The 21,561-nt window shown below is 39.3% G+C and carries 21 protein-coding genes; 2 read left to right on the top strand and 19 right to left on the bottom strand.

What is annotated here, in order from left to right:
- Positions 1-91: 91 nt before the first annotated feature.
- The 10 genes from rbsD to BTO21_RS16935 all read right to left on the bottom strand — a co-directional run bounded on the left by rbsD (position 92) and on the right by BTO21_RS16935 (position 11,841).
- A complete protein-coding gene (rbsD, locus tag BTO21_RS16985) occupies positions 92-511 on the bottom strand; it encodes a D-ribose pyranase (protein WP_045028546.1) in 420 nt (139 codons plus the stop codon).
- A gap of 419 nt (positions 512-930) precedes the next feature.
- Positions 931-2,646 (bottom strand): NAD-dependent malic enzyme, encoded by a 1,716-nt coding sequence (locus BTO21_RS16975; protein WP_045028545.1) that lies wholly within the window; start codon positions 2,644-2,646, stop codon positions 931-933.
- A 264-nt stretch (positions 2,647-2,910) separates the two neighbouring features.
- A complete protein-coding gene (locus BTO21_RS16970) occupies positions 2,911-3,252 on the bottom strand; it encodes a hypothetical protein (RefSeq protein WP_045028543.1) in 342 nt (113 codons plus the stop codon).
- 255 nt (positions 3,253-3,507) lie between these two features.
- The gene (gene tatA, locus BTO21_RS16965) at positions 3,508-3,711 is read right to left on the bottom strand and encodes a twin-arginine translocase TatA/TatE family subunit (protein WP_045028541.1); all 204 of its coding nucleotides are present in this window, start codon (positions 3,709-3,711) and stop codon (positions 3,508-3,510) included.
- Between the two features lie 2 nt (positions 3,712-3,713).
- Positions 3,714-3,986: a hypothetical protein gene (locus tag BTO21_RS16960; RefSeq protein ID WP_045028540.1), complete on the bottom strand. Its 273-nt coding sequence runs from the start codon at positions 3,984-3,986 to the stop codon at positions 3,714-3,716.
- A gap of 125 nt (positions 3,987-4,111) precedes the next feature.
- The gene (locus BTO21_RS16955) at positions 4,112-4,807 is read right to left on the bottom strand and encodes a response regulator (protein WP_045028538.1); all 696 of its coding nucleotides are present in this window, start codon (positions 4,805-4,807) and stop codon (positions 4,112-4,114) included.
- Positions 4,800-6,266: an ATP-binding protein gene (locus BTO21_RS16950; RefSeq protein ID WP_045028537.1), complete on the bottom strand. Its 1,467-nt coding sequence runs from the start codon at positions 6,264-6,266 to the stop codon at positions 4,800-4,802. Before BTO21_RS16950 ends, BTO21_RS16955 begins: the two co-directional genes overlap by 8 nt.
- Positions 6,267-6,371: 105 nt before the next feature.
- The gene (locus BTO21_RS16945; protein WP_045028535.1) at positions 6,372-8,234 is read right to left on the bottom strand and encodes a potassium transporter Kup; all 1,863 of its coding nucleotides are present in this window, start codon (positions 8,232-8,234) and stop codon (positions 6,372-6,374) included.
- Positions 8,235-8,479: 245 nt separating this feature from the next.
- The gene (locus BTO21_RS16940; RefSeq protein ID WP_045028533.1) at positions 8,480-9,943 is read right to left on the bottom strand and encodes an MFS transporter; all 1,464 of its coding nucleotides are present in this window, start codon (positions 9,941-9,943) and stop codon (positions 8,480-8,482) included.
- A 614-nt stretch (positions 9,944-10,557) separates the two neighbouring features.
- Entirely contained in the window at positions 10,558-11,841 is a 1,284-nt protein-coding gene (locus BTO21_RS16935) for a YadA C-terminal domain-containing protein (RefSeq protein WP_045028528.1), read from the bottom strand.
- 444 nt (positions 11,842-12,285) lie between these two features.
- Here BTO21_RS16935 and BTO21_RS16930 point away from each other — a divergent pair, with 444 nt between their 5' ends.
- Both BTO21_RS16930 and trpS read left to right on the top strand, forming a co-directional pair.
- Positions 12,286-12,507, top strand: coding sequence for a GntR family transcriptional regulator (locus BTO21_RS16930; RefSeq protein ID WP_045028527.1), 222 nt, complete (start codon positions 12,286-12,288; stop codon positions 12,505-12,507).
- 367 nt (positions 12,508-12,874) lie between these two features.
- Entirely contained in the window at positions 12,875-13,906 is a 1,032-nt protein-coding gene (trpS, locus tag BTO21_RS16925) for a tryptophan--tRNA ligase (RefSeq protein WP_045028526.1), read from the top strand.
- 231 nt (positions 13,907-14,137) lie between these two features.
- Here trpS and BTO21_RS16920 read toward each other — a convergent pair whose 3' ends face one another.
- The 9 genes from BTO21_RS16920 to BTO21_RS16880 form a co-directional block, all read right to left on the bottom strand.
- Positions 14,138-14,581, bottom strand: coding sequence for a F0F1 ATP synthase subunit epsilon (locus BTO21_RS16920; protein ID WP_045028525.1), 444 nt, complete (start codon positions 14,579-14,581; stop codon positions 14,138-14,140).
- A gap of 16 nt (positions 14,582-14,597) precedes the next feature.
- Positions 14,598-15,983, bottom strand: a complete 1,386-nt coding sequence (gene atpD / locus BTO21_RS16915; RefSeq protein ID WP_045028524.1) for a F0F1 ATP synthase subunit beta — start codon at positions 15,981-15,983, stop codon at positions 14,598-14,600.
- Positions 15,984-16,004: 21 nt separating this feature from the next.
- A complete protein-coding gene (gene atpG / locus BTO21_RS16910; protein WP_045028522.1) occupies positions 16,005-16,877 on the bottom strand; it encodes a F0F1 ATP synthase subunit gamma in 873 nt (290 codons plus the stop codon).
- Between the two features lie 69 nt (positions 16,878-16,946).
- A complete protein-coding gene (atpA, locus tag BTO21_RS16905; protein WP_045028518.1) occupies positions 16,947-18,488 on the bottom strand; it encodes a F0F1 ATP synthase subunit alpha in 1,542 nt (513 codons plus the stop codon).
- A 12-nt stretch (positions 18,489-18,500) separates the two neighbouring features.
- On the bottom strand, positions 18,501-19,049 hold the full coding sequence (locus BTO21_RS16900) for a F0F1 ATP synthase subunit delta (protein ID WP_045028517.1): 549 nt from the start codon (positions 19,047-19,049) through the stop codon (positions 18,501-18,503).
- A gap of 14 nt (positions 19,050-19,063) precedes the next feature.
- The gene (atpF, locus tag BTO21_RS16895; RefSeq protein WP_045028516.1) at positions 19,064-19,534 is read right to left on the bottom strand and encodes a F0F1 ATP synthase subunit B; all 471 of its coding nucleotides are present in this window, start codon (positions 19,532-19,534) and stop codon (positions 19,064-19,066) included.
- Positions 19,535-19,586: 52 nt separating this feature from the next.
- Positions 19,587-19,823 (bottom strand): F0F1 ATP synthase subunit C, encoded by a 237-nt coding sequence (atpE, locus tag BTO21_RS16890; RefSeq protein ID WP_036791577.1) that lies wholly within the window; start codon positions 19,821-19,823, stop codon positions 19,587-19,589.
- Between the two features lie 51 nt (positions 19,824-19,874).
- A complete protein-coding gene (gene atpB, locus BTO21_RS16885; RefSeq protein ID WP_045028514.1) occupies positions 19,875-20,642 on the bottom strand; it encodes a F0F1 ATP synthase subunit A in 768 nt (255 codons plus the stop codon).
- Between the two features lies 1 nt (position 20,643).
- Positions 20,644-21,042, bottom strand: coding sequence for an ATP synthase subunit I (locus tag BTO21_RS16880; protein ID WP_045028513.1), 399 nt, complete (start codon positions 21,040-21,042; stop codon positions 20,644-20,646).
- Between the last annotated feature and the right edge of the window lie 519 nt (positions 21,043-21,561).

Raw genomic sequence — 21,561 nt, 5'->3', positions numbered from 1 at the left:
TCCATAAATAATCACCCTTATCAAAAAGCGTGATATTTTTGATATTTACGTATCTTGTATTGAAATAAAGCAATGTCTCAAACGGTGTTATTTAAAACACCACACCGGTTTGGAAAATAATATTGGCATATGGCGTATATTCTCCCGTTCTCACAACCGCACGGCTTTGCGCAGTACGTTGCTTAAATTCTTGATGCGATAAATAGCCAATTTGAATTGATTTTCCCGTTGTTAAACACTCTTGATCTAAAATGGCTAATAAGGCTTGATGGTGAGTCGGACTGACTTCGGCAAATTCTGCTGCCATCAGCACCCCTTCAATTTGTGATTCCGATAACATCACTGTCACCGTATCAAGAAAGCTTGGTACACCATGAGTTAACGCAAGATCAATGCGTTTTACATGTTGAGGGATCGGCAAGCCCGCATCACAAATAGTAATTTCATCTGTATGCCCTAGCGTTGCTACAAGATATGAAAGTTCGGCATTAATTAGGGTAGTTTTTTTCATCTTATTGGCCTTCTTATTACACGTTATACCGCTCAAATTTTCTGTCTTAGAATTGATATTTTTAAGTGACAGAAAAACACATCGAAACGTTTCGATTTGGATAATAAACGTCCCTAACAAATAAACCAGAGAAAAAAAAGAAGGCTGTGAGAATGATCGCTTTCAGTCGTAAAAATAAGCGTAAAAAAGTTATGTCGCTCACAGTTTTGCTAGCGAAACGTTTCGGTGGCGAGGTGGCGAGGTGGCGAGGTGGCGAGGTGGCGAGGTGGCGAGGTGGCGAGGTGGCGAGGTGGCGAGGTGGCGAGGTGGCGAGGTGGCGAGGTGGCGAGGTGGCGAGGTGGCGAGGTGGCGAGGTCAAATAATAAAAAAGCCATATTTCATTAAAATACGGCTTTAAAAATCATTTCAATTTTGTGAGTTTATACTCGTCGATAAGGTAAATATACTGGCTCCCACATATGCTCTGCTAGTAGTTGTTTAAGATCTTTATCTCGTAAATAACTACAGGCATCTGTTGCTTGCATTTGGGTTAAAATAGTCTGCGCCACATGTACAGATACACTCTTCAAATCGTTAATGCGAGGGTAAATACAGCCCATAGCAATATCTTCTTCACTCACGCACTCAGCTAATGCATAAGAAGCGGTGGTAAATATATCTTGGGAGATTGTTTTTGTTTGCGACACAATCGATGCCAATCCAACCCCAGGGAAAATAAACACATTGTTCCCCTGCCCAATACGGTACTGCTGACCATTGTATTCAACATCAGAAAATGGACTGCCTGTCGCTACAATCGCCTGACCATCACTCCAATGATAAATCGCTTCAGGGATAGCCTCACAATTGGCGGTAGGATTTGAGAGTGGGAATATAATTGGTCGTGGCGTATATTCCATCATTTTTTGAATATGATCAGCAGTAAATGAACCACCAATACCACTGGCCCCTAATAACACCGTCACTGGATGATTATTAAGAAGTTCCGTTAGGCTAATTTTACCTAACTCAGCAGCATGCCAACCTTCAGATATAGCACGAGGTTTTGCATAGCGACGTTTATAATCTTCTAAACCATCACGATCATCAAACACCACCCCTTTAGAATCAAGAATAAAGATCTTTTCGCGGGCAGAATGATGAGTACAGCCTTCTTTAAGTAACCCGGCATAGATTTGATCGGCAACCCCGACACCACCAGCTCCAGCACCATACACAACATAAGTTTGATCAACTAAGCGTTCTTTTTTAATCTTACATGCACCCAAAATACCCGCTAATACAACCGAGCCTGTACCTTGAATATCGTCATTAAACGATGGCAAGCTGTTTTCATAATCGACAAGATTATCAAACGCATTGGCTTTACTGAAATCTTCCCATTGCAATACTGCTTTCGGAAAATGTCGTTTGACTTGTTTCACAAAGGCTTTAATAAAGCGCTTATAAGCATCACCACGCAGCCGTTTACGTGAAATACCTAAGTACATCGGATCATCAAGTAACTCTTGGTTATCAGTACCAACATCTAATACAATCGGTAAGCAATGGGCTGGATGAATACCAGCACCCAAAGTATAGAGTGATAACTTACCAATCGGGATCCCCATACCGCCAACACCTTGATCGCCAATACCTAAAATTCCTTGGCTATCGGTAACCACAATTATTTTGATTTCTTTACCCATAAAATGACGCGACATCTCACCCATCGCACCCACGTTTTCTTCGGTAATATATAACCCACGCGCTTTTTGATAACGATGACTGAATTCTTGACATGCTTTACCCACCGTAGGGGTATAAATGATCGGCGTCATTTCTTCTACATGGCGTGATAATAAGGCATAAAAGAGGGTTTCGTTGCGATCTTGTAGCGAGCGTAAAAAGAGGTATTTTTCAATATCTGTTGAAGCATTACTAAAGCCGTCATAGACACGGTTAAGTTGATCATCAAACGTTTGTACTCGTGGGGGTAATAATCCCGTTAATTGAAAAGCATCACGCTCTTCTTGAGTAAAAGCCGTACTTTTATTTAAAGTGCGATCATTGAGTAACTCGGTGCCTGTGAGTGACACTGGACGAAACACTTTCCCTTGCGCATCTTTCCATCTGAGGTACTTACCGATAGTCATATTCTGTCTCCGTGTATAACAACAATAACCAGCGCACTTTATGATCATCAACAACAACCGTTATTCATAATGATAAAGCCATAATATAAAATAGAGTTTATATCTAACCGCAGCATAAAAATGTGAACAATCGCATTGTTAATTATATTGCTGGTTAAAAAAACATCAGGGCTGATTTATGGGTAATACAAAGGAAAAAGCGCCAGCAATATCGCTAACACCATTGAACGATGAATAATAAACGATGGCTAAATAGACACTGAACTATAGATTTTCACGTCTTATCGCTACTTTATCGCAGCAAAATGGCGTGATATTAAGATTGTCTCGTGCTTGTAGATCGGCATCACTATAAAGCTGATATTTTAATCGCTGAAAAAAACCATTTTTATAATTAACGCCAGCAGCAACAATGATGGCTAATATTTGTTCGAATTCAATATATCTAAAATCGTAAATCAGCCGTAATTTATGGGGTGATTTTAGCGTCGCAGAAATAATGTATTGATTAGTGTTTAAGGTTGTTAGCAGAGATTCTATACTCATTATTGAACCATCGATATAACAACGACGATGATGAGGCTCAACCACGACTATTGGTTTCATTAATAAATCCTTACTGCCAATAAGAAGCAATCAATAACAACACAAAAATAGCAGCAATGAACTTCAATAATAGTCCCAAGCTTGCGCCACCTTTAGGGGCTTTATTACAACAACTCATATTGACCTCGACTGTCTGTTATCTATGATTTGATAACAGCATAAAGGTTACACAAAGGGGAAGGTCAAGGGGGATGACGAGAGTTATATCGACATTATATAACTCTCGAACACAATACATAATCACTGTATTGATAGTTACTGATCATTTACTGATTTAGAGACTGGCTGGCTATCGATAACCGTTTCCGTCTTAGCTTGAGGCTCTTCTTTCACTGCATTTTGAAAACCACGTAACGCACAGCCTAGATCACTGCCTAAGGTACGTAGTTTCTTTGTACCAAATAATAAAACAAAAATCACGGCAACAATCAGTAACTTGCCAATGCTAATTTCACCCATCTTTACTTAATCTCTTGTTGTTCACTCTTAGATAAATAGCGTTCTTTAGCCGCAGCAAGTATAAATACTGTTGCAAAAAACACTCCAATTAACCATTTCGCTTCCAGAAACTCAGGAAAATAATGGGTAATAGATAATTCAATCAAAAGCAGTACTGAAAATATCTGTAAACCGACAATAGTTAATTGTACCCATGTTGCTTTTTTATACAGACTGCGCGTTAGCATCCATATAAAAAAGATCACAGCGAGACCAATTTTCATTTCAATAAACATTTTTTTATCCTCAATGAATCGTACTCATTTGATGGTATAAATTTTAATCTAATGTTTATGTAAGGATTATGAGGGTGAATATAAAATTTTTATAAACAAAACATTATCAGCATCGTAACGGTGGCTTAATCGTCACTTATTAAGCGATAACCCACCCCATTTTCAGTAATAATATATTGCGGTTGAGCCGGTGAGCGTTCTATTTTATGACGCAATTGTGCAATATGAATACGTACATAATGAGCATGCTCAGTATAATTCCCCCCCCAAACTTCTTTTAATATCTGCTTATGGGTTAACACCTTACCCATGTTTTTTGCTAAAAAAGTTAAGATTTTATATTCTTTCGGGGTTAACTTGATGATCTCTCCTGAGCAGGTGACCGTCTGCATGGCAACATCTAATATGACATCACCAAACTGGTATTGGATTACATCATCTGTACTTATATTGGTATTTATACGTAACGCCACTCTAATTCTGGCTAACAACTCCCCACTACCAAACGGTTTGGTTAAATAATCATTCGCGCCTGCATCAAGAGCCAGTACTTTATCCGCTTCTTTATCACGAGCAGAAATAACAATGATCGGCGTTTCGGTCCATGTACGTAGCTCTTTGGTAAAATCAAGGCCATCAGCATCGGGTAAACCCAGATCCAATAAGATTAAATGTGGATTCCAAGTTGTGATCTGTTTAAGGCCTTCTTGCGCAGTCTCAACCGTTTTGACTTGATAACCATGGCCCGTGGCTAAAATATCAAGAAAGCGGCGAATAGGAGCTTCATCTTCAATGATTAAAATTTTACTGTCATTACTCATAAATATCCGTTAATTCATATTTTTCACAAGGAATTTTCACCACAAACACACTGCCACCACCAGCGCGTGGTAACACACTTATCTCGCCATTATGGGCAGCAACGATTAATTGGCAAATGGCTAAACCTAAACCGGTACCTTTGACTTTTACTTGTTCTGATCGATAAAAACGCTCAAAGATACGCAACCTATCTTCTGGTGCAACCCCGCAACCACGATCCGCAATTTCAATAATAAAATGACCGTGTCGATAGTTAGTCTGAATATCAATTGCACAGCCTATAGGGCTATATTTAGCCGCATTTTCAACAAGATTAGCAATAATCTGTTCAATTAAGGTGTAATCTAATGACACTAGAATCGTATCACCACACAAGTTAATCGGATGCGATTTTATGACTTGTTCAACCCGTTTAATAGCACTACCAATCATCTCCTCAGGTTCAACCCAATCACATTTAGGGATCAAAGTTTTAATACTATAACGACTGATATCAAGTAACTTGGTTAAACTACGGTTTAAACTGTAGCCTTCTTCTGCAATCGACTGTAATAGCTCTTGTTGGGTTTGTTCTGGCAAATGTAAGCCGGTATCACTTAATGTGGTCGCTGAACCAATGATAGCACCCAAGGGTGTTTTTAAATCATGCGAGACTGCCGCTAATAAGGTATTACGCATTTGTTCTAATTGATTGGCTTCTTTCGCTAACGTTAAAGCGACATTGGATTCAGATCTTGCTAATGATAAGCTAATCAAAGTATTGAGAAGAGGATTAAACATTTGTTCGGATAATGCATCAATCAACAACACCCCAAACATACCCGACTGCCCATCTAACGGGTGTAAACTCAATGATGGCGAGAGATATTCAATATGGTGATGTTGCCGCCGCCTGAAACGTTCAATTAACGGCTGATAGGTTATGTCACTGAGTTTCTGATGCGTCGCAAGACAATGTAACTGCGGTGCAAACAGCCATACTTGTGCTCGCATTTGGAAATGTTGCTCAAGATGGACAATTGAGGCTTCAGCGATAGCATGACTCTCATTTAATGCTGCAAGTACTGATGCTAAATCATAATTACTGTTCAGCTCTGCACGTAATATCTGATTTTCTTGAATTTTCTGCTGTTGCGATTGGGTTAATCTCACCGCAAACACACCACTAAATGCCATCACTGAAAAGGTGATAATATGTTGATAATTCTGAAATCTAAACGAGTTATGCTCAGGTAAAACAAAGAAATGAAATGCGACAATACTAATAGCGGTGATCACATACGCTATCCGCTTACGTAACAACACACCACTAACAATATTAAGCAGCAACAACAGCATGGCGGTATCAGTTTCAATAATGACATCCCGAAAGGCAACCCCCAAATATGTCACGACGACATATAACAATAAGATAATGCTGGTTTTGGTTATATCAAACCATGACAACGGGTTATTCATTCATTTCTCGTTATTGACCACATAAACTCGACATCATAAAACTAACAACAACACTCACCATTATTAAATATGATAATGATAAGTGCTGTCATTAAACCTAAGGCGTTATATCTCCACATGCACCCCAATTTCAATTAACCTATCTTGCGGTACATGCAGCCGCTCTGACGTTCGCAGAGCATTACGGCTTAATAAAATAAATAACCGCGCTTTTACATCATGCCACCATGAGCTTGGTTTGACTTTTATTCGCTCTGATGACATAAAAAACAAGGTATCTATTGGGTGGAGAACAAAACTATTGCTGCGAGAAACCGTGTAGATTTGTTCAATATCAGGCGATTCTTGATAACCAACATAAACGATCATTTGCCAGAAGGTTTCAGAGAGTTGGGTCACTTCCATGCGTTTTAATGGATGCACTCGCGGTTTATCTGGATATTTAAACGTTAAAAGAACATTCCGTTGGTGTAAAATCTCATTATATTTCAGGTTATTGATTAATGACGACGGAACTTGCCCTTCATTTCGCGAAAAATACACTGCCGTACCCGATGCACGTGTCCACTGTTTTTGCTCAAGCTCACTCACCATCGCTTCAGCAGACAGCGGTTGTTTAAGCAGTAGTCCTAATCGTTGCCGTTCTAAATACCACACCACCATCAATATAAACACCATCGAACCGATAGTTAATGGTAACCAGCCACCATCCATAAATTTTAATGAGGTCGCAGTAAATAACAACGCATCATAAGTGAGCATTAATAGCCCATATTGGAATGTCATCAATCGTGACCAATGCCATAAATGGCGCGCAACAACTAATGTAAATACCGATGAAATTAACATTGTAGCGGTCACCGCTATCCCATAGGCTGCCGCTAAACGTTCAGAGCTGCCAAATGTTAGTACCACAGTGATAACAAGAACAAACAATAATACATTAGCCAGAGGTACGTAGATCTGCCCCTGCGCTTGATGCGAAGTATGATAAATTCGCATCGGTGGCAAATAACCTAAATTAACCGCTTGGCGGGTCAGTGAATAAATACCCGAAATCACAGCCTGAGAGGCAATAACCGTCGCAAACGTCGCTAGTATAATTAACGGTAACCGTAAAATAGTGGGCGCTAACATAAAGAATGGATTCGTTGCCGTACTCGCATCTGCCAGCACTAACGCCCCTTGACCAAAGTAGTTCAGTACTAAGCATGGCATCACAATAAAAAACCAAGCCAGACGAATAGATTTAATACCGAAGTGCCCCATATCAGCATAAAGCGCTTCAACCCCAGTCACAGCCAATACCACTACCCCAAGGGTAAATAGAGTTTCAATACCATGATTAACAATAAACTCTACCGCATATAATGGATTTAACGCCGTTAGCACTCGAGGGTGAGCAATAATGCTAATAACCCCCAACACACCGATACAACCAAACCATAGCAGCATTACCGGTGCAAATAAGCGTCCTATGCTGCCTGAACCGTATTTTTGAATCGCGAATAACCCACATATAATAGTGATCGCAATGGGAATAATCATCGGTTGTAAATCATGGTTAATCACCGTGATCCCTTCCACTGCCGATAACACTGACATTGCAGGGGTAATGATCGCTTCACCAAAGAAAAAACCAGCGGCTAACATACCCAAAAATATAATTGGTTTTTTACTGCGCTCAGGGGCAACACCATGTGCTAATGCCGTTAACGTCAGCACTCCGCCTTCGCCACGGTTAGACGCGCGCGTGACAACCGCTAAATATTTAATCGAAACGGTGATCACAAAGGTCCAAAAAACAAGAGATAACACACCAAAAACATTGGCAGGATCAATAGCCAACGCATGTGAACCGCTAAACATCGCTTTAAAGGCATATAATGGGCTAGTACCAATATCACCATATACAATCCCAACAGATAAGCACGTAAGTACTAATAATGACTGTTTTTGATTTTGCATAATTTGTTACATATGTGTCAGCTATAATAACGACTGCAACACATAAAGCCTTATTCCATTCAACGAGGCGAGCAGGTTAACAAGGGTAATGTAAAGTTAGGGTATATTTTCCCGCGTCAAATATAAAAAATATATAAAGTTTGGGTGTTGTTTAACCAGGATGAAGTCACACTCGCCTAACCACAAAAACAAAAAAAGCACCAGTCAGTGACTGATGCTTAATAATTCTGAAATTAAAACTGTGCTTACATGCTCTCGATATTGCGACCTGATGTTTCAAAACGGTACTTATGTGTTACCCATGCGCCTAATAATGACGTTACGACTAAACACAATAAGAGCGTGAACACACCGATTCCATGCAACAAAATCGGGAATAAAAAAGCCGTTAAAATCGCACCAAATTTTGCTACTGATGCTGCAAAACCCGCTCCTTTAGCTCGAATTTTAACAGGAAACACTTCACCTGATATCAAATATGTTTGCGCATTAGGACCTAGGTTATTCATGAAGTTGAATAACATAAAACCTAAGAACAACAGATAAATCTGATAATCACCGTGCATTTTTACTGAAACTGCTGCGCACAATAAGCCAACAGCACAGCCAATAAAGCCATAGATTTGCAGCCTCATACGACCAATCGATTCAGAAAAAATAATCGCACAGATAACACCAACAATAAGCAAGCAGTCAATGACGGCTGTACCTTTTGCTAAATAAATTGTATTGGCAATTGTGTTATGTAGTGCATCGCCTCCTGTTGCTTTATGTGGATCAAGCACAGATGCCAGTATCACGGGCGTAAAAATACCAATACCGTAAGTACCGAGATCTTGAATAAACCAAGGCACTGATGCCAAAATTGTTTTGGCGCGATATTTTTCTTTAAATAACCGTTTGTATCCATGTAACCAAGATGTTAATTCAACCTCGTCACACGGCACCTCTACAATTGGCATCGACGACTGTTGCGAACGACGTAATAACCGCTTAAGTGATATTTCAGCATCAGCTTTACGATTTTTAGACAAAAGCCAATGCGCACTTTCTGGAATAAAGAAACGTGCAATCGTAATGGCTAGTGATGGAATCAAAGCAATAATATACATTAAGCGCCATGCATTGATGTCGTTCACGTACGTCAATACAAAAATACCGGTTAAAATACCAAACAACACACCAACAGACTGAAATGCAAAAGCCCCCAGAACCAACTTACCACGGTTCTTAGACGGAATACTTTCAGATATCATTAAGTGCGCCGTAGGATAATCACATCCTAAAGCTAAGCCAATGCCAAAGTTAAACACTAAAAGACTTAAATAAGATTGGCTTGTCGCCATACCTATCAAGCAGATAGAGAGTAAAGCCATCTCAATAATGAACATTTTTTTACGTCCATAAAGATCAGATAGCCCACCCAGAGCACTTGCTCCAATTAAAATACCAAACAGAATAGAGGAACTAATTATACCTTTCTGTAGCTCTGTTAAATGAAATTGTAAAGTTAATAATGGCAGGGTTAACCCCATCATAAAAACGATCATACCCTCAAAAAACTTACCAAATGTCGCTAATAACCAAATTCGCCATTGCACTCGTGTCATTGACATTGAATATTTACTAGTCACTGGACTATTTATTGATATCTCATCAATATAATTCTGGATCGTATTTTGCGGTTGAATCTCTATTTTTTGATTCATGTTAAAATCAACAATGCTTATTGTCTTAATTCAGACTAATATCAGTATTAAAGTTGGCAGTATATAAACATATATCACAACCAAAGATGAAATTTATTTTCTGGGTGTAATTAACCGCTACTAGGTAGTGTTAGTGATAATACCTATAAGTAACGTCTAAAACAAAAAACACACACTTCAAATATTAATTTAAAAACAATGGGTTATACAAAAACCCAATAGAAATCATAATGCAGAGAAATACGCTTTTTTATGTTTTTTTTATATTTAAAGATCAAAAATAAAATATAAATTACTATTTATTATAGGTCGATTAATCAATATTTAACCAATGTTAGTTATTTTTCAATGAAAATTAATCCAGTTTGTGGCTAACCTCTAATTTTGATCGCTGAAAAAAGAACCATCACGCACAATAATCTTTCACTTTATTGCTAATAAAAAATATAATTTACTTTAATAGCAATTAAAAAACATCAATATAGTCGTTACTAATTGAATCACATGACTAATTTTATCGAAAATTTCGTATTCTACGAATAAAACTCCTCGTAATAATTAATAATTACGATGGTAAAAAAGCGTATTTATTCCTTTCTATTCAATAACAATGATTAGTTAAATGACCAATTAGCACCAATAGATGTACCAAAGTTATGCTGAGAGTCATAAGATGATGTTAGACCAACAGTCGTGGTCTGATTCACTCTAAACTTAGCACCAATCGCCGTTGCTGCTTGTTCACCATATGAACCAATACCGATACCAATATTATATTTATAACCATTTAATGGCGCTGCTATTTGAGTCATTGCCATCGCTGAAGCTGTTCCCGCATCTGCACGCTTTCTAACTTGATAAATATCGGTTTTTAATTGATTAAATTTATTATCTACATAATTCTTATTGTTGGTATCAATATTATCAATACGATCAGAGTTATGTTGAATATTTGTTCGGTTAGTCTTTATACCATCAGTATTTTTACTAATATTAGTTTGATTCGTCGTCGCTAATTGCTTAGTTTTGGTTATCTCTGAGGTATTCTTTTGAACATTTACCGTATTTGAACGGATATGAGTCGTATTATTATTAATATTAGTGATATTACGATCAATCGCGTCGGTATTAGTCGAAATTGTATTTCTATTGCTATTAATATCTGCGCTGTTGGTTGTAATTGAACCTTTATTCGTCAAAATATTGGCATTATTAGTTGCAATATCAGTACTGTTAGTTGTGATAGCACCTTTATTGGCAGTAATACCTGCACTGTTAGTCGCGATAGCACCTCTGTTATTCGTAATATTAGTGGTGTTGGTTGTAATCGCACCTTTGTTGGTCGCAATATCTGTGCTGTTAGTCGTGATAGCACCTTTGTTACTGATAATACCTGCGCTGTTAGTGGCTACATTTGTTTCAACTGTTTTAATCTGATTTGTATTTGCCGTAATACCCTCTTTTAATGGCGTTAGCTGACTAACATTAACACCATCAGTATCTTTTTGACCTGCGGCCATATTTTCAATACGACGTTGATGATATTCATTACCAACAGAAACCTGACCATCATTAGAATATGACTGATTACCGATGGCAATACTATTATTGATTGCAACAGAACCCGCCCCCAAGGCTATCGACTCTCCCTTTGCCGAAGTATGATTACCTATCGCTACAGACTCATTATGAGAAGTACTATTTGAACCAATAATGAGATTACCAATACCTTGAAAAGACGAATCCTTACCAACCACGACATTATCACTTGCTATTGCACCATTAATAACAGGATCCTGAGCGCCACTTTTAGGTGTATCAATTATTATATTTGTATTTGAAGCAAATGCTGATGTACTAAGTAAAGTTGAGCATAAAACAAACGGTAGGATTTTCATTTTTCATTCTCTAATTATTGTATACGGCCATAATTTAGAAAGAAGTAAAAAAAAATCCACTCAATAAAAATGATTACATCAATCGTAAAAATCGATGATTAAAACACTGTACATTTAAATGACTTGATGCATGTTTTATAAAACAATCATTAGGTATTGTTTTGCATATATAAAATAGCCAAACACATATAAACATTCACATGAAAAATAAATATCACAATTATAATTCGAGACACTTATTCCATAAATGGAATCTTTGCATTCAATAATAACCATTTAAAGATATCACCAAACTCTATTTTATTTTTATCTCGATAGCGGTAATAAACAGTGACTAACCACAAATTACTTCAGCAGTAATGACACAACAATGACACACCTTTGCTATGCTGTATCCTATTAATATTTATATCACTAATTTTATAATGGTTAATCAAAATTATAATGAACGATCAACTATCATCACAACCCGCTCTTATTTGTGAAACGATACTTCAACAAATTGAACGTGGATTATTTGCAACCCAATCAAAACGACTACCTTCTGAACGCGAGTTGAGTGAAATATTTAATGCGAGTAGATTAACGGTTAAAGACGCATTACAGCAATTAGAAATCCAAGGGATTATCTATAGAAAAGAACGTCGTGGCTGGTTTTTAGTGTAAATATTCATGCTCGCCTATAACAGGTTTCATCTGAAAATTTAAATGATAAAATTATTACTCGATATTCTAATGCTTTTATGTTTATCACTAGTAGTTATGTTAAACCACCATATAACTTAGGTTTACACCCATTTGAATTTTCCCATTAAAACAGCTTGTTTGACGAAATAGTTTTTGATACGTTTATAGAATGATAAAGACAATAACTAATACCTCACCCCTTTTATTTTGGTGGCGCTCTTCATAGAGCGGCGCTGATATAGTTATTATTTCTATTTCATTTTGCCGCCGGAAGGTTGCAAATGAATACGCCTAATCTTATCCGTATTTCCTCACCTCTCCGGCCGCACTTTATTCGGAGAAAAACATGAACACTCAAGCATCAATCACACCAACTCAACATCAACCGATTATTCTTACCGGCGATCGGGCCACAGGTCAGCTTCACCTCGGTCATTACGTTGGTTCACTGCAACAACGTGTTCAACTACAACATCAATACCGACAGAATATTTTAGTGGCTGATATGCAAGGCCTGACGGATAACGGTCATAACCCACAAAAAGTCGCCACCAATATCCTTAATGTTGTTGCCGATTATTTGGCGGTTGGTATTGATCCCAAACTTACCACCATTTGCTTACAATCTGCCATTCCCGCTTTGGCTGAGCTAACGATGTATTACTCCAACATAGTTTCTATTGCGCGTTTAGAACGTAACCCTACAGTAAAAAGTGAAATTCAATCTAAAGCTTTTGGACGCTCGATTCCAGCAGGCTTTCTAACCTACCCCATCTCTCAGGCGGCAGATATTACCGCTTTCCGTGCAAGTTTAATTCCTGTTGGTGACGATCAATTACCGATGCTTGAACAAACCAATGAAATTGTCAGAAAAATAAATACTATTGCAGGCAAAAATATTTTAGTGGAATGCCAACCGCTATTAAGCAAAGTTGCTCGCTTACCGAGTACTGATGGTAAAAATAAAATGTCAAAATCAATGGGTAATACCATCACATTAGGTGCTGATAGTAAGAGTATTTCACAAGCTGTAAAATCAATGTACACCGATCCAAGCCACCTTCGCGTCGAAGATCCTGGCTGTATAGAAGGGAATATAGTGTTTACTTACCTTGATGCTTTCCACCCTGATAGTGCTTATATTGAAACCTTAAAGCAGCAATATCGTCAAGGTGGTTTAGGCGATGGCACCACTAAGAAAATTTTAGAACAATGCCTGCAAGATTTAATTACTCCAATACGTAAACGTCGGGCTGATTATTTAAACAATAAAGACTATTTAATTGAGGTGCTAAAGTCAGGCACAGATAATGCAAACCAACAAACGCAACAAGTATTAACTGATATTAAAACAGCCTTTGGTTTGAATTTGTTCTAAAAAATAAACAAAAAAAGCCCCTGTGCTCGGTACAGCGCAGGGGCTTTGGATAGTGATGGTAAACTAAACGTCCACCTATAATAAAAGCATCCTAGCTATTTATCATATTGTCCCTTGGTATTAGGCTGGAGACCTATAGAGACGGGGACCAGTAGGTATAAGACCATAACCACACGCTACAACTATGGTGATTTAGCCATAACGTACGGTTAACGTATTATTCCAACTGGTTTAACGGCGCATTTGTTTCTGGGTTAATTCAACCGCACGTAATTGTGCCATTGCTTTTGCCAGATCCATTTCCGCCATCGCGAAGTTAACATCATCAGCATGCCTGTTGATGTTTTCTTCAGCGGCGCGGCGAGCTTCATCAGCGCGGGCTTGATCGATGTCCTTCCCATGCATTGCCGTATCGGCAAGTACAGTTACTACGTTGGGTTGAACTTCAACTATACCGCCAGAAATATAAAGGATTTCTTCGGGATCCTTCAAATTTATGACGAAACTTGCTACACCAGGTTTTAGTCGGCTCAATAACGGAGAGTGACCAGGGCGAATACCCAACTCACCATCGGAGCCTGAAACTGCCAGCGCATGAGCTGGGCCTGAGAACAACGGTCCCTCAGCACTTACGATATTGAGTTGAAACGTGTTCTCGGTAACGCCAATAGCCATAATGCCTCCTCAAGCCTTATAAGGTTTTCGCTTTTTCAAGTACATTTTCAATGCCACCACAGTACAAGAATGCTTGTTCTGGAATGTCATCATACTCGCCGCTTAATAGGCCTTTAAAGCCAGCGATAGTCTCTTTAAGAGAAACGAAAATACCTTTTTGACCAGTAAATACTTCTGCTACGTGGTAAGGCTGAGTTAGGAAACGTTCAATCTTACGTGCACGAGATACTGTTAATTTATCTTCTTCAGATAATTCATCCATACCTAAAATAGCAATAATATCTTTCAATTCTTTATAGCGCTGAAGTACTGTTTGTACACCACGGGCAACATCATAATGCTCTTGACCAACAACCAATGGATCAAGCTGACGTGAAGTTGAATCCAATGGGTCAATCGCAGGGTATAGACCTAATGCAGCGATATTACGAGACAGTACAACGGTTGCATCTAAGTGAGCAAAGGTTGTTGCTGGTGATGGGTCAGTCAAGTCATCGGCTGGTACATATACCGCTTGAATAGAGGTGATAGAACCCGTTTTAGTTGAGGTAATACGTTCTTGCAGTACACCCATTTCCTCAGCCAATGTTGGTTGGTAACCTACCGCTGATGGCATACGACCAAGCAGCGCTGATACTTCTGTTCCCGCAAGGGTGTAACGGTAAATATTATCAATAAATAACAGTACGTCACGGCCTTCATCACGGAAACTTTCTGCAATGGTTAAACCAGTAAGTGCTACACGAAGACGGTTGCCAGGGGGCTCGTTCATCTGCCCGTAAACCATGGCTACTTTATCCAACACCCCAGCATCTTTCATCTCATAATAGAAGTCATTACCTTCACGAGTACGCTCACCCACACCAGTAAATACTGATAAACCTGAGTGTGCTTTGGCGATATTGTTAATAAGTTCCATCATGTTAACGGTCTTACCGACACCCGCACCACCAAACAGACCAACTTTACCACCTTTGGCAAATGGACAAATAAGATCGATAACCTTAACGCCAGTCTCTAGTAATTCAGAGCTGTTTGACTGATCTTCATATGATGGTGCTGCGCGGTGAATAGCGTATTTTTTCTTCTCGCCAATTGCACCACACTCATCGATTGGGGTACCCAATACGTTCATGATACGGCCAAGCGTTTCTTCACCTACAGGGACAGAGATAGGTGCTTGAGTATTCACCACGTCTAACCCACGGCGAAGACCGTCTGATGAACCCATTGCGATACAACGTACAACACCGCTACCAATTTGCTGCTGCACTTCTAATACTAATGCGGCATGCTCACTGTCACTCAAGGTAAGCGCATCATATACGCGTGGCACGCTATCTTGATTAAATTCAACGTCAACGACAGCGCCGATGACTTTGACAATCTTACCAGTACTCATTTGATGTCCTTAAAATTCGGTTTAAACGGCTTGTGCCCCAGAGACGATTTCACTTAGCTCTTGGGTAATAGCAGCTTGACGGGCTTTGTTATATACCAGCTGAAGATCATTGATCAGATCACCCGCGTTATCTGTGGCAGCTTTCATTGCAACCATTCGTGCTGCTTGTTCACAAGCGATACTCTCAACGGTGCCTTGGTAGACTTGTGATTCGATATAACGAAGCATCAATTCATTGAGGATCGGTTTAGGATCAGGCTCATAGATATAATCCCAACGGCTGGCTTGATTAACGTCTTCTGACGCCTCTTGTTCAAGCTCTGGATTAGGTAACAACTGGGTTACCTTCGGCATTTGCACCATGGTGTTTACAAATTGGTTGTAAACTAAGAACAAGCGGTCAATTTTGCCTTGGTCGAAAAACTCCAACATGGCATTAACCGGGCCTAAAATATCTTCTAATTTTGGTGAATCACCAATACCTGATGTCTGTGCAATCACGTTGCCGAAGCGATGGAAAAACGAAATTGCTTTTGAGCCGATCAAGGTGGTATCGACATCAACCCCTTGATCTTGCCACTGGCGCATATCTGCCAGCGCTTTCTTAAACAAGTTAATGTTCAAGCCACCACATAATCCTCGGTCAGAAGAAATAATGATGTAAGCTACTCGTTTTACTTCACGCTCTTCAAGATAGGGATGCTTATACTCCAACGAACCGGAAGTTAAGTGCCCAATCACCTTACGCATATTTTCTGCGTAAGGGCGGGTCGCTTCCATGTTATGTTGAACTTTACGCATCTTACTTGCGGCAACCATTTGCATTGCACTAGTGATCTTTTGCGTATTTTGTACGCTAGCGATTTTAGTGCGGATCTCTTTTGCATTTGCCATGGTTAGCTCCTATCTACATTCATACTGCGTCGTTCGGACGGAAAGTATTCTCGTTACTATTCTCGTTACTTAGTACGACTGCGTATCAACGAATGTTTTTAGAAGCTGATGCAGACTAGCTTCGATATCATCGTTGTAATTACCGGATTCATTAATTGAGGCAAGCAACTCAGCATGTTGACTCTTTGCAAATGCCATCAATGCTTCTTCAAACACACCAATTTGAGATAACTCAACGTTGTTTAAATAACCTTTTTCAGCAGAGAAAATAGCAAGTGCTTGCTCCGCGACAGACATAGGTGCGTACTGCTTTTGCTTCATCAGTTCTGTTACTTTCTCACCATGATCAAGCTGCTTACGCGTTGCATCGTCAAGGTCTGATGAGAACTGAGCAAACGCGGCTAATTCACGGTACTGCGCCAATGCGGTACGAATACCACCAGACAGTTTCTTGATGATCTTAGTCTGGGCTGCACCACCAACACGTGATACTGAAATACCTGGATCAACCGCTGGGCGTAAACCTGCGTTAAACAAGTTAGTCTGAAGGAAAATCTGACCATCAGTAATCGAAATTACGTTAGTAGGTACGAATGCTGATACGTCACCCGCTTGAGTTTCGATAATCGGCAAGGCAGTTAATGAACCCGTTTTTCCAGTCACTTCACCATTGGTAAAACGCTCAACATAATGCGAATTTACACGTGATGCACGCTCTAGTAGACGAGAGTGAAGGTAGAACACATCACCAGGATAAGCTTCACGACCCGGTGGACGTTTAAGTAGAAGTGAGATTTGACGATAAGCTACCGCTTGTTTTGACAAGTCATCGTAAACGATTAGCGCGTCTTCACCGCGGTCACGGAAATACTCACCCATGGTACAACCCGCATAAGGCGCTAGGTATTGCAGAGCTGCGGCTTCTGATGCAGAGGCAACCACAATGATAGTATTTTGTAGTGCACCGTTTTCGTCTAACTTACGCACTACGTTGGCAATGGTTGATGCTTTCTGACCAATCGCAACATACACCGAGTAAATACCAGAATCTTTCTGGTTGATAATGGCATCAATCGCCATCGCTGTTTTACCCGTTTGACGGTCACCGATGATTAGCTCACGCTGACCTCGACCAATGGGAACCATTGCATCAACTGCTTTGTAGCCTGTTTGGATAGGCTGATCAACCGACTTACGGTCAATAACACCTGGAGCAATGATTTCTACTGGTGCGAAACCGTCATTCTCAATAGCGCCTTTACCGTCAATGGGTTGGCCTAGGGTGTTAACCACACGCCCTAATAAACCTTTACCAACAGGAACTTCAAGAATACGACCTGTACCGGTCACTTTCATGCCTTCCGCAAGGTCAGCATAAGGACCCATAACTACCGCGCCTACAGAGTGACGTTCTAAGTTAAGCGCTAACGCATAACGGTTACCCGGTAATTCAATCATCTCACCTTGCATAACATCAGCAAGACCATTGATATTAATAATACCGTCGCTTACAGAGACGATAGTCCCTTCGTTACGTGCCTGACTTGTCACGTTAAAGGTTGCGATTCGTTGTCTAATTAAATCGCTAATTTCGTTAGAGTTTAGTTGCATATCAATTACCTATTACGCCTGAAGGCTCGTTGCTAGTCGGTTAATAGAGCTTTTAAGCGTACCGTCAATCACCAGTTCACCAGCGTTGATCAGTATGCCGCCTATTAGCGTTTCATCGATGTGGCAATCAAGCTCAACACTGCGATTTAATTTTTTCTGCAGCGCCTGTACTAAATTGGCTTGTTGTTGAATGCTTAATGGCTCAGTCGTTGTTACGTGCGCTGTAACCATGCGCTCATAATCATCTTTAAGCTCATGAAACAATTCGACAACTTGAACGATCACATTTAGACGTCCATTTTCAGCCATCACTTTGATTAGGTTCTGGCCATGTTCGTCCAGTAGACCTTCACAAACGCCCAAGAACATGTCGGTAAACGCTGCTGAATCCTTCGCACCAAACTGTTCACTGTCTTCAATCTGTTGAGCAATGATTGGTTGACTAGCAACCGTTGCTGCGATGGTCAACATTTGCTCCCATTGTTCCAATGCCTGATTAGCAACTGCATAATCAAATGCAGCTTTAGCATAGGGCTGAGCAATGGTTAGTGGATCTGACATAATGTGCTCTCCGCTTACATATCCGTGATAAGTTTATTAACGAGATCGCGGTTAGCATCAGTATCCAAATTGCGATTGATCAGTTTCTCAGCCGTTTCAATGACCATATCGGACATTTCAGCACGTAGTTCCTGACGAATGCGATTACGTTCGCTTTCTAACTCTGCTTGACCTTGCGCTACAAGACGGGCTTTTTCTTTCTCGCCTTCAGCGTGGGCATCTTCGATAATCTGTGCTCGACGCTTATTACCTTGCTCAACCAACTCACTCGCACTTTTCTTCGCATCGTCAAGAACTTTGGCACCATTCGCTTTAGCGATGTCGAGTTCTTTGACTGCGTTTTCAGTATGAATAAGCCCGTCTGCAATATCGCGCTGGCGTTGTTCTATTAACGCAGTAAGCGGCGGCCAGATATATTTCATACATAACCAAACAAAAATCACAAAGGATATTGCTTGACCAAGCATGGTTGCATTTAAATTCATACCATCCTCACTATTTAAATAACGTTATGATAAATAACGGTAGTTTTAGCTATTAAGCCACAGCAAAGATGATGTAAAGACCAATACCAACACCAATCATAGGAACCGCATCGACAAGACCCATCATGATAAAGAACTGTGTACGTAGCATCGGCATTAAATCAGGCTGACGTGCAACACCTTCAAGGTATTTACCGGCTAAGTTACCAATACCAGCTGCCGCACCCGCAGCACCTAAACCAATCAGTAGTGCACCAGCAACATAAAGAACTGCACTTACAATATCCATGAATGACTCCAAAATTATTAAATAGTTAAAACGTAAATCGAACTTAGTTTATTAATGTTCTTCTGTGGCCATTGCCAAATAAACAACCGTTAATACCATGAAGATAAACGCTTGTAGGAACACAATAAGAATGTGGAATAATGCCCATGGAACGCTGAGCGCCCATTGCATCCACCACGGCATCAACGCAATCAGGATAAAAATCATTTCACCTGCATACATGTTGCCGAACAACCGAAGACCGAGAGAAATTGGTTTTGATATTAATGTCACTAACTCCAAAACTAAATTCACAGGGTAAAGCCAAGGACTTTCAAAAGGTTGTGTCGTGAGTTCTTTAATAAAGCCACGAAGTCCTTTTGTTTTTAATGTGTAAATTATGATCAACATAAATACACCTAGCGCCATCGACATCGGCACATTGACATCCGCAGAAGGTAATTCACGGAAATGCTCAAAACCAAATAAACGAGCAAGTGCGGGAATAAAATCAACAGGTAATAAGTCAATGGTGTTCATTAAGAAAACCCACACAAAAATAGTTAATGCCAATGGGCCAATTAACTTATCTTTAGTTTGAAATATTTCCTTAACAAGGTTGTTTACAAATTCATAAGTGATCTCAATAAAACATTGAAACTTACCAGGAACACCACTGGTTCCTCGTGAAGCAACGTATCTAAAGACACCAATAAACAATAAACCTAACAACCAAACCATGAGCATGGAGTCAATGTTAATGCTCCAAAAACCCTTACCCACAGTGAAGAATGTTAGATGGTGCTCAATATAATCGTGAGCGGTAGTTACTGATTCCACCTTACGTCATCCTAAATTGAGGTTTGTTAAGTATCGGAGTTAAAAAGCACCCTAAAAATGTAACGCTATAGGCTAATAACATAATTTTATTATCAACCGGTATAAAACGAACCACGACTAATATCATTAAGGCGGTATACACCCATTTAACTAACGTATTAAGCTTGGCTAAATATCTGATATTAATTTCGTTATTTATCTTCACCTTATATGCAGCGCTACCGAGCCCTAGCAATGAAGGAATAACCGCGATCGCAACACCTATAATTGCAGATTTCACACTAAACGTATTTTGGGTAATACAAATGCATAATATAAATAAACATCCAAGTATTAACTGTCCGAGTAATATGATTTTTGCTGCAGAAATAATATCGTTATAACCTGAGTCTGCTTTCATATTTAAATCCTCTACACCGTCTGTATCGTAGTTATTACGGCTCCTTATCTTACTTATGCTTATTAAAAAATATATAAAGTCATGAATTACACCTAGCTCATAATATGCGACATGTTGAACCTCTATGAATACTGAATCATTTTGGCCCTATTTCATTTCACAATAAAATATTCAACTGAAGCGATTATTAAATATATGAAAATAAGTTCGATATATTAATACGTTTTACAAATAGGCTTATTTTTCAATATGTTTAAGTCCGTTGTTTGCCGTATAAAATTTACGTGATCAGTTTTGTGATAGCCATTAAAATAAATGCAAACAATGATTACTATTTTTGGCGTTTGTTGTTGCAATCTAAAATCCAGATTATAATGTGCTTATTAAGCATAATTAATCATTAACAACTTTTAACTTATTTTTATATTCAACGGTTGTCACGCTTTTACTTGGTCTCAATAAAAAAACGTTATTTTCCCGATAATTGCACCGTTGACAATATCAAAACAAATAATCAGC

It is taken from the genome of Photobacterium phosphoreum, assembly GCF_002954725.1.
In the GTDB taxonomy this organism is placed as follows: Bacteria; Pseudomonadota; Gammaproteobacteria; order Enterobacterales; family Vibrionaceae; genus Photobacterium; species Photobacterium phosphoreum.
The sequence above is the reverse complement of the archived record's forward strand: the minus strand, read 5'-3'. Positions and strand labels throughout refer to the sequence as shown.

Excerpts from the sequence above, each read along its gene's own strand:
- rbsD (WP_045028546.1), bottom strand. The coding sequence starts at position 511 with ATGAAAAAAACTACCCTAATTAATGCCGAACTTTCATATCTTGTAGCA.
- BTO21_RS16975 (WP_045028545.1), bottom strand. The coding sequence starts at position 2,646 with ATGACTATCGGTAAGTACCTCAGATGGAAAGATGCGCAAGGGAAAGTG.
- BTO21_RS16970 (WP_045028543.1), bottom strand. The coding sequence starts at position 3,252 with ATGAAACCAATAGTCGTGGTTGAGCCTCATCATCGTCGTTGTTATATC.
- tatA (WP_045028541.1), bottom strand. The coding sequence starts at position 3,711 with ATGGGTGAAATTAGCATTGGCAAGTTACTGATTGTTGCCGTGATTTTT.
- BTO21_RS16960 (WP_045028540.1), bottom strand. The coding sequence starts at position 3,986 with ATGTTTATTGAAATGAAAATTGGTCTCGCTGTGATCTTTTTTATATGG.
- BTO21_RS16955 (WP_045028538.1), bottom strand. The coding sequence starts at position 4,807 with ATGAGTAATGACAGTAAAATTTTAATCATTGAAGATGAAGCTCCTATT.
- BTO21_RS16950 (WP_045028537.1), bottom strand. The coding sequence starts at position 6,266 with ATGAATAACCCGTTGTCATGGTTTGATATAACCAAAACCAGCATTATC.
- BTO21_RS16945 (WP_045028535.1), bottom strand. The coding sequence starts at position 8,234 with ATGCAAAATCAAAAACAGTCATTATTAGTACTTACGTGCTTATCTGTT.
- BTO21_RS16940 (WP_045028533.1), bottom strand. The coding sequence starts at position 9,943 with ATGAATCAAAAAATAGAGATTCAACCGCAAAATACGATCCAGAATTAT.
- BTO21_RS16935 (WP_045028528.1), bottom strand. The coding sequence starts at position 11,841 with ATGAAAATCCTACCGTTTGTTTTATGCTCAACTTTACTTAGTACATCA.
- BTO21_RS16930 (WP_045028527.1), top strand. The coding sequence starts at position 12,286 with ATGAACGATCAACTATCATCACAACCCGCTCTTATTTGTGAAACGATA.
- trpS (WP_045028526.1), top strand. The coding sequence starts at position 12,875 with ATGAACACTCAAGCATCAATCACACCAACTCAACATCAACCGATTATT.
- BTO21_RS16920 (WP_045028525.1), bottom strand. The coding sequence starts at position 14,581 with ATGGCTATTGGCGTTACCGAGAACACGTTTCAACTCAATATCGTAAGT.
- atpD (WP_045028524.1), bottom strand. The coding sequence starts at position 15,983 with ATGAGTACTGGTAAGATTGTCAAAGTCATCGGCGCTGTCGTTGACGTT.
- atpG (WP_045028522.1), bottom strand. The coding sequence starts at position 16,877 with ATGGCAAATGCAAAAGAGATCCGCACTAAAATCGCTAGCGTACAAAAT.
- atpA (WP_045028518.1), bottom strand. The coding sequence starts at position 18,488 with ATGCAACTAAACTCTAACGAAATTAGCGATTTAATTAGACAACGAATC.
- BTO21_RS16900 (WP_045028517.1), bottom strand. The coding sequence starts at position 19,049 with ATGTCAGATCCACTAACCATTGCTCAGCCCTATGCTAAAGCTGCATTT.
- atpF (WP_045028516.1), bottom strand. The coding sequence starts at position 19,534 with ATGAATTTAAATGCAACCATGCTTGGTCAAGCAATATCCTTTGTGATT.
- atpE (WP_036791577.1), bottom strand. The coding sequence starts at position 19,823 with ATGGATATTGTAAGTGCAGTTCTTTATGTTGCTGGTGCACTACTGATT.
- BTO21_RS16880 (WP_045028513.1), bottom strand. The coding sequence starts at position 21,042 with ATGAAAGCAGACTCAGGTTATAACGATATTATTTCTGCAGCAAAAATC.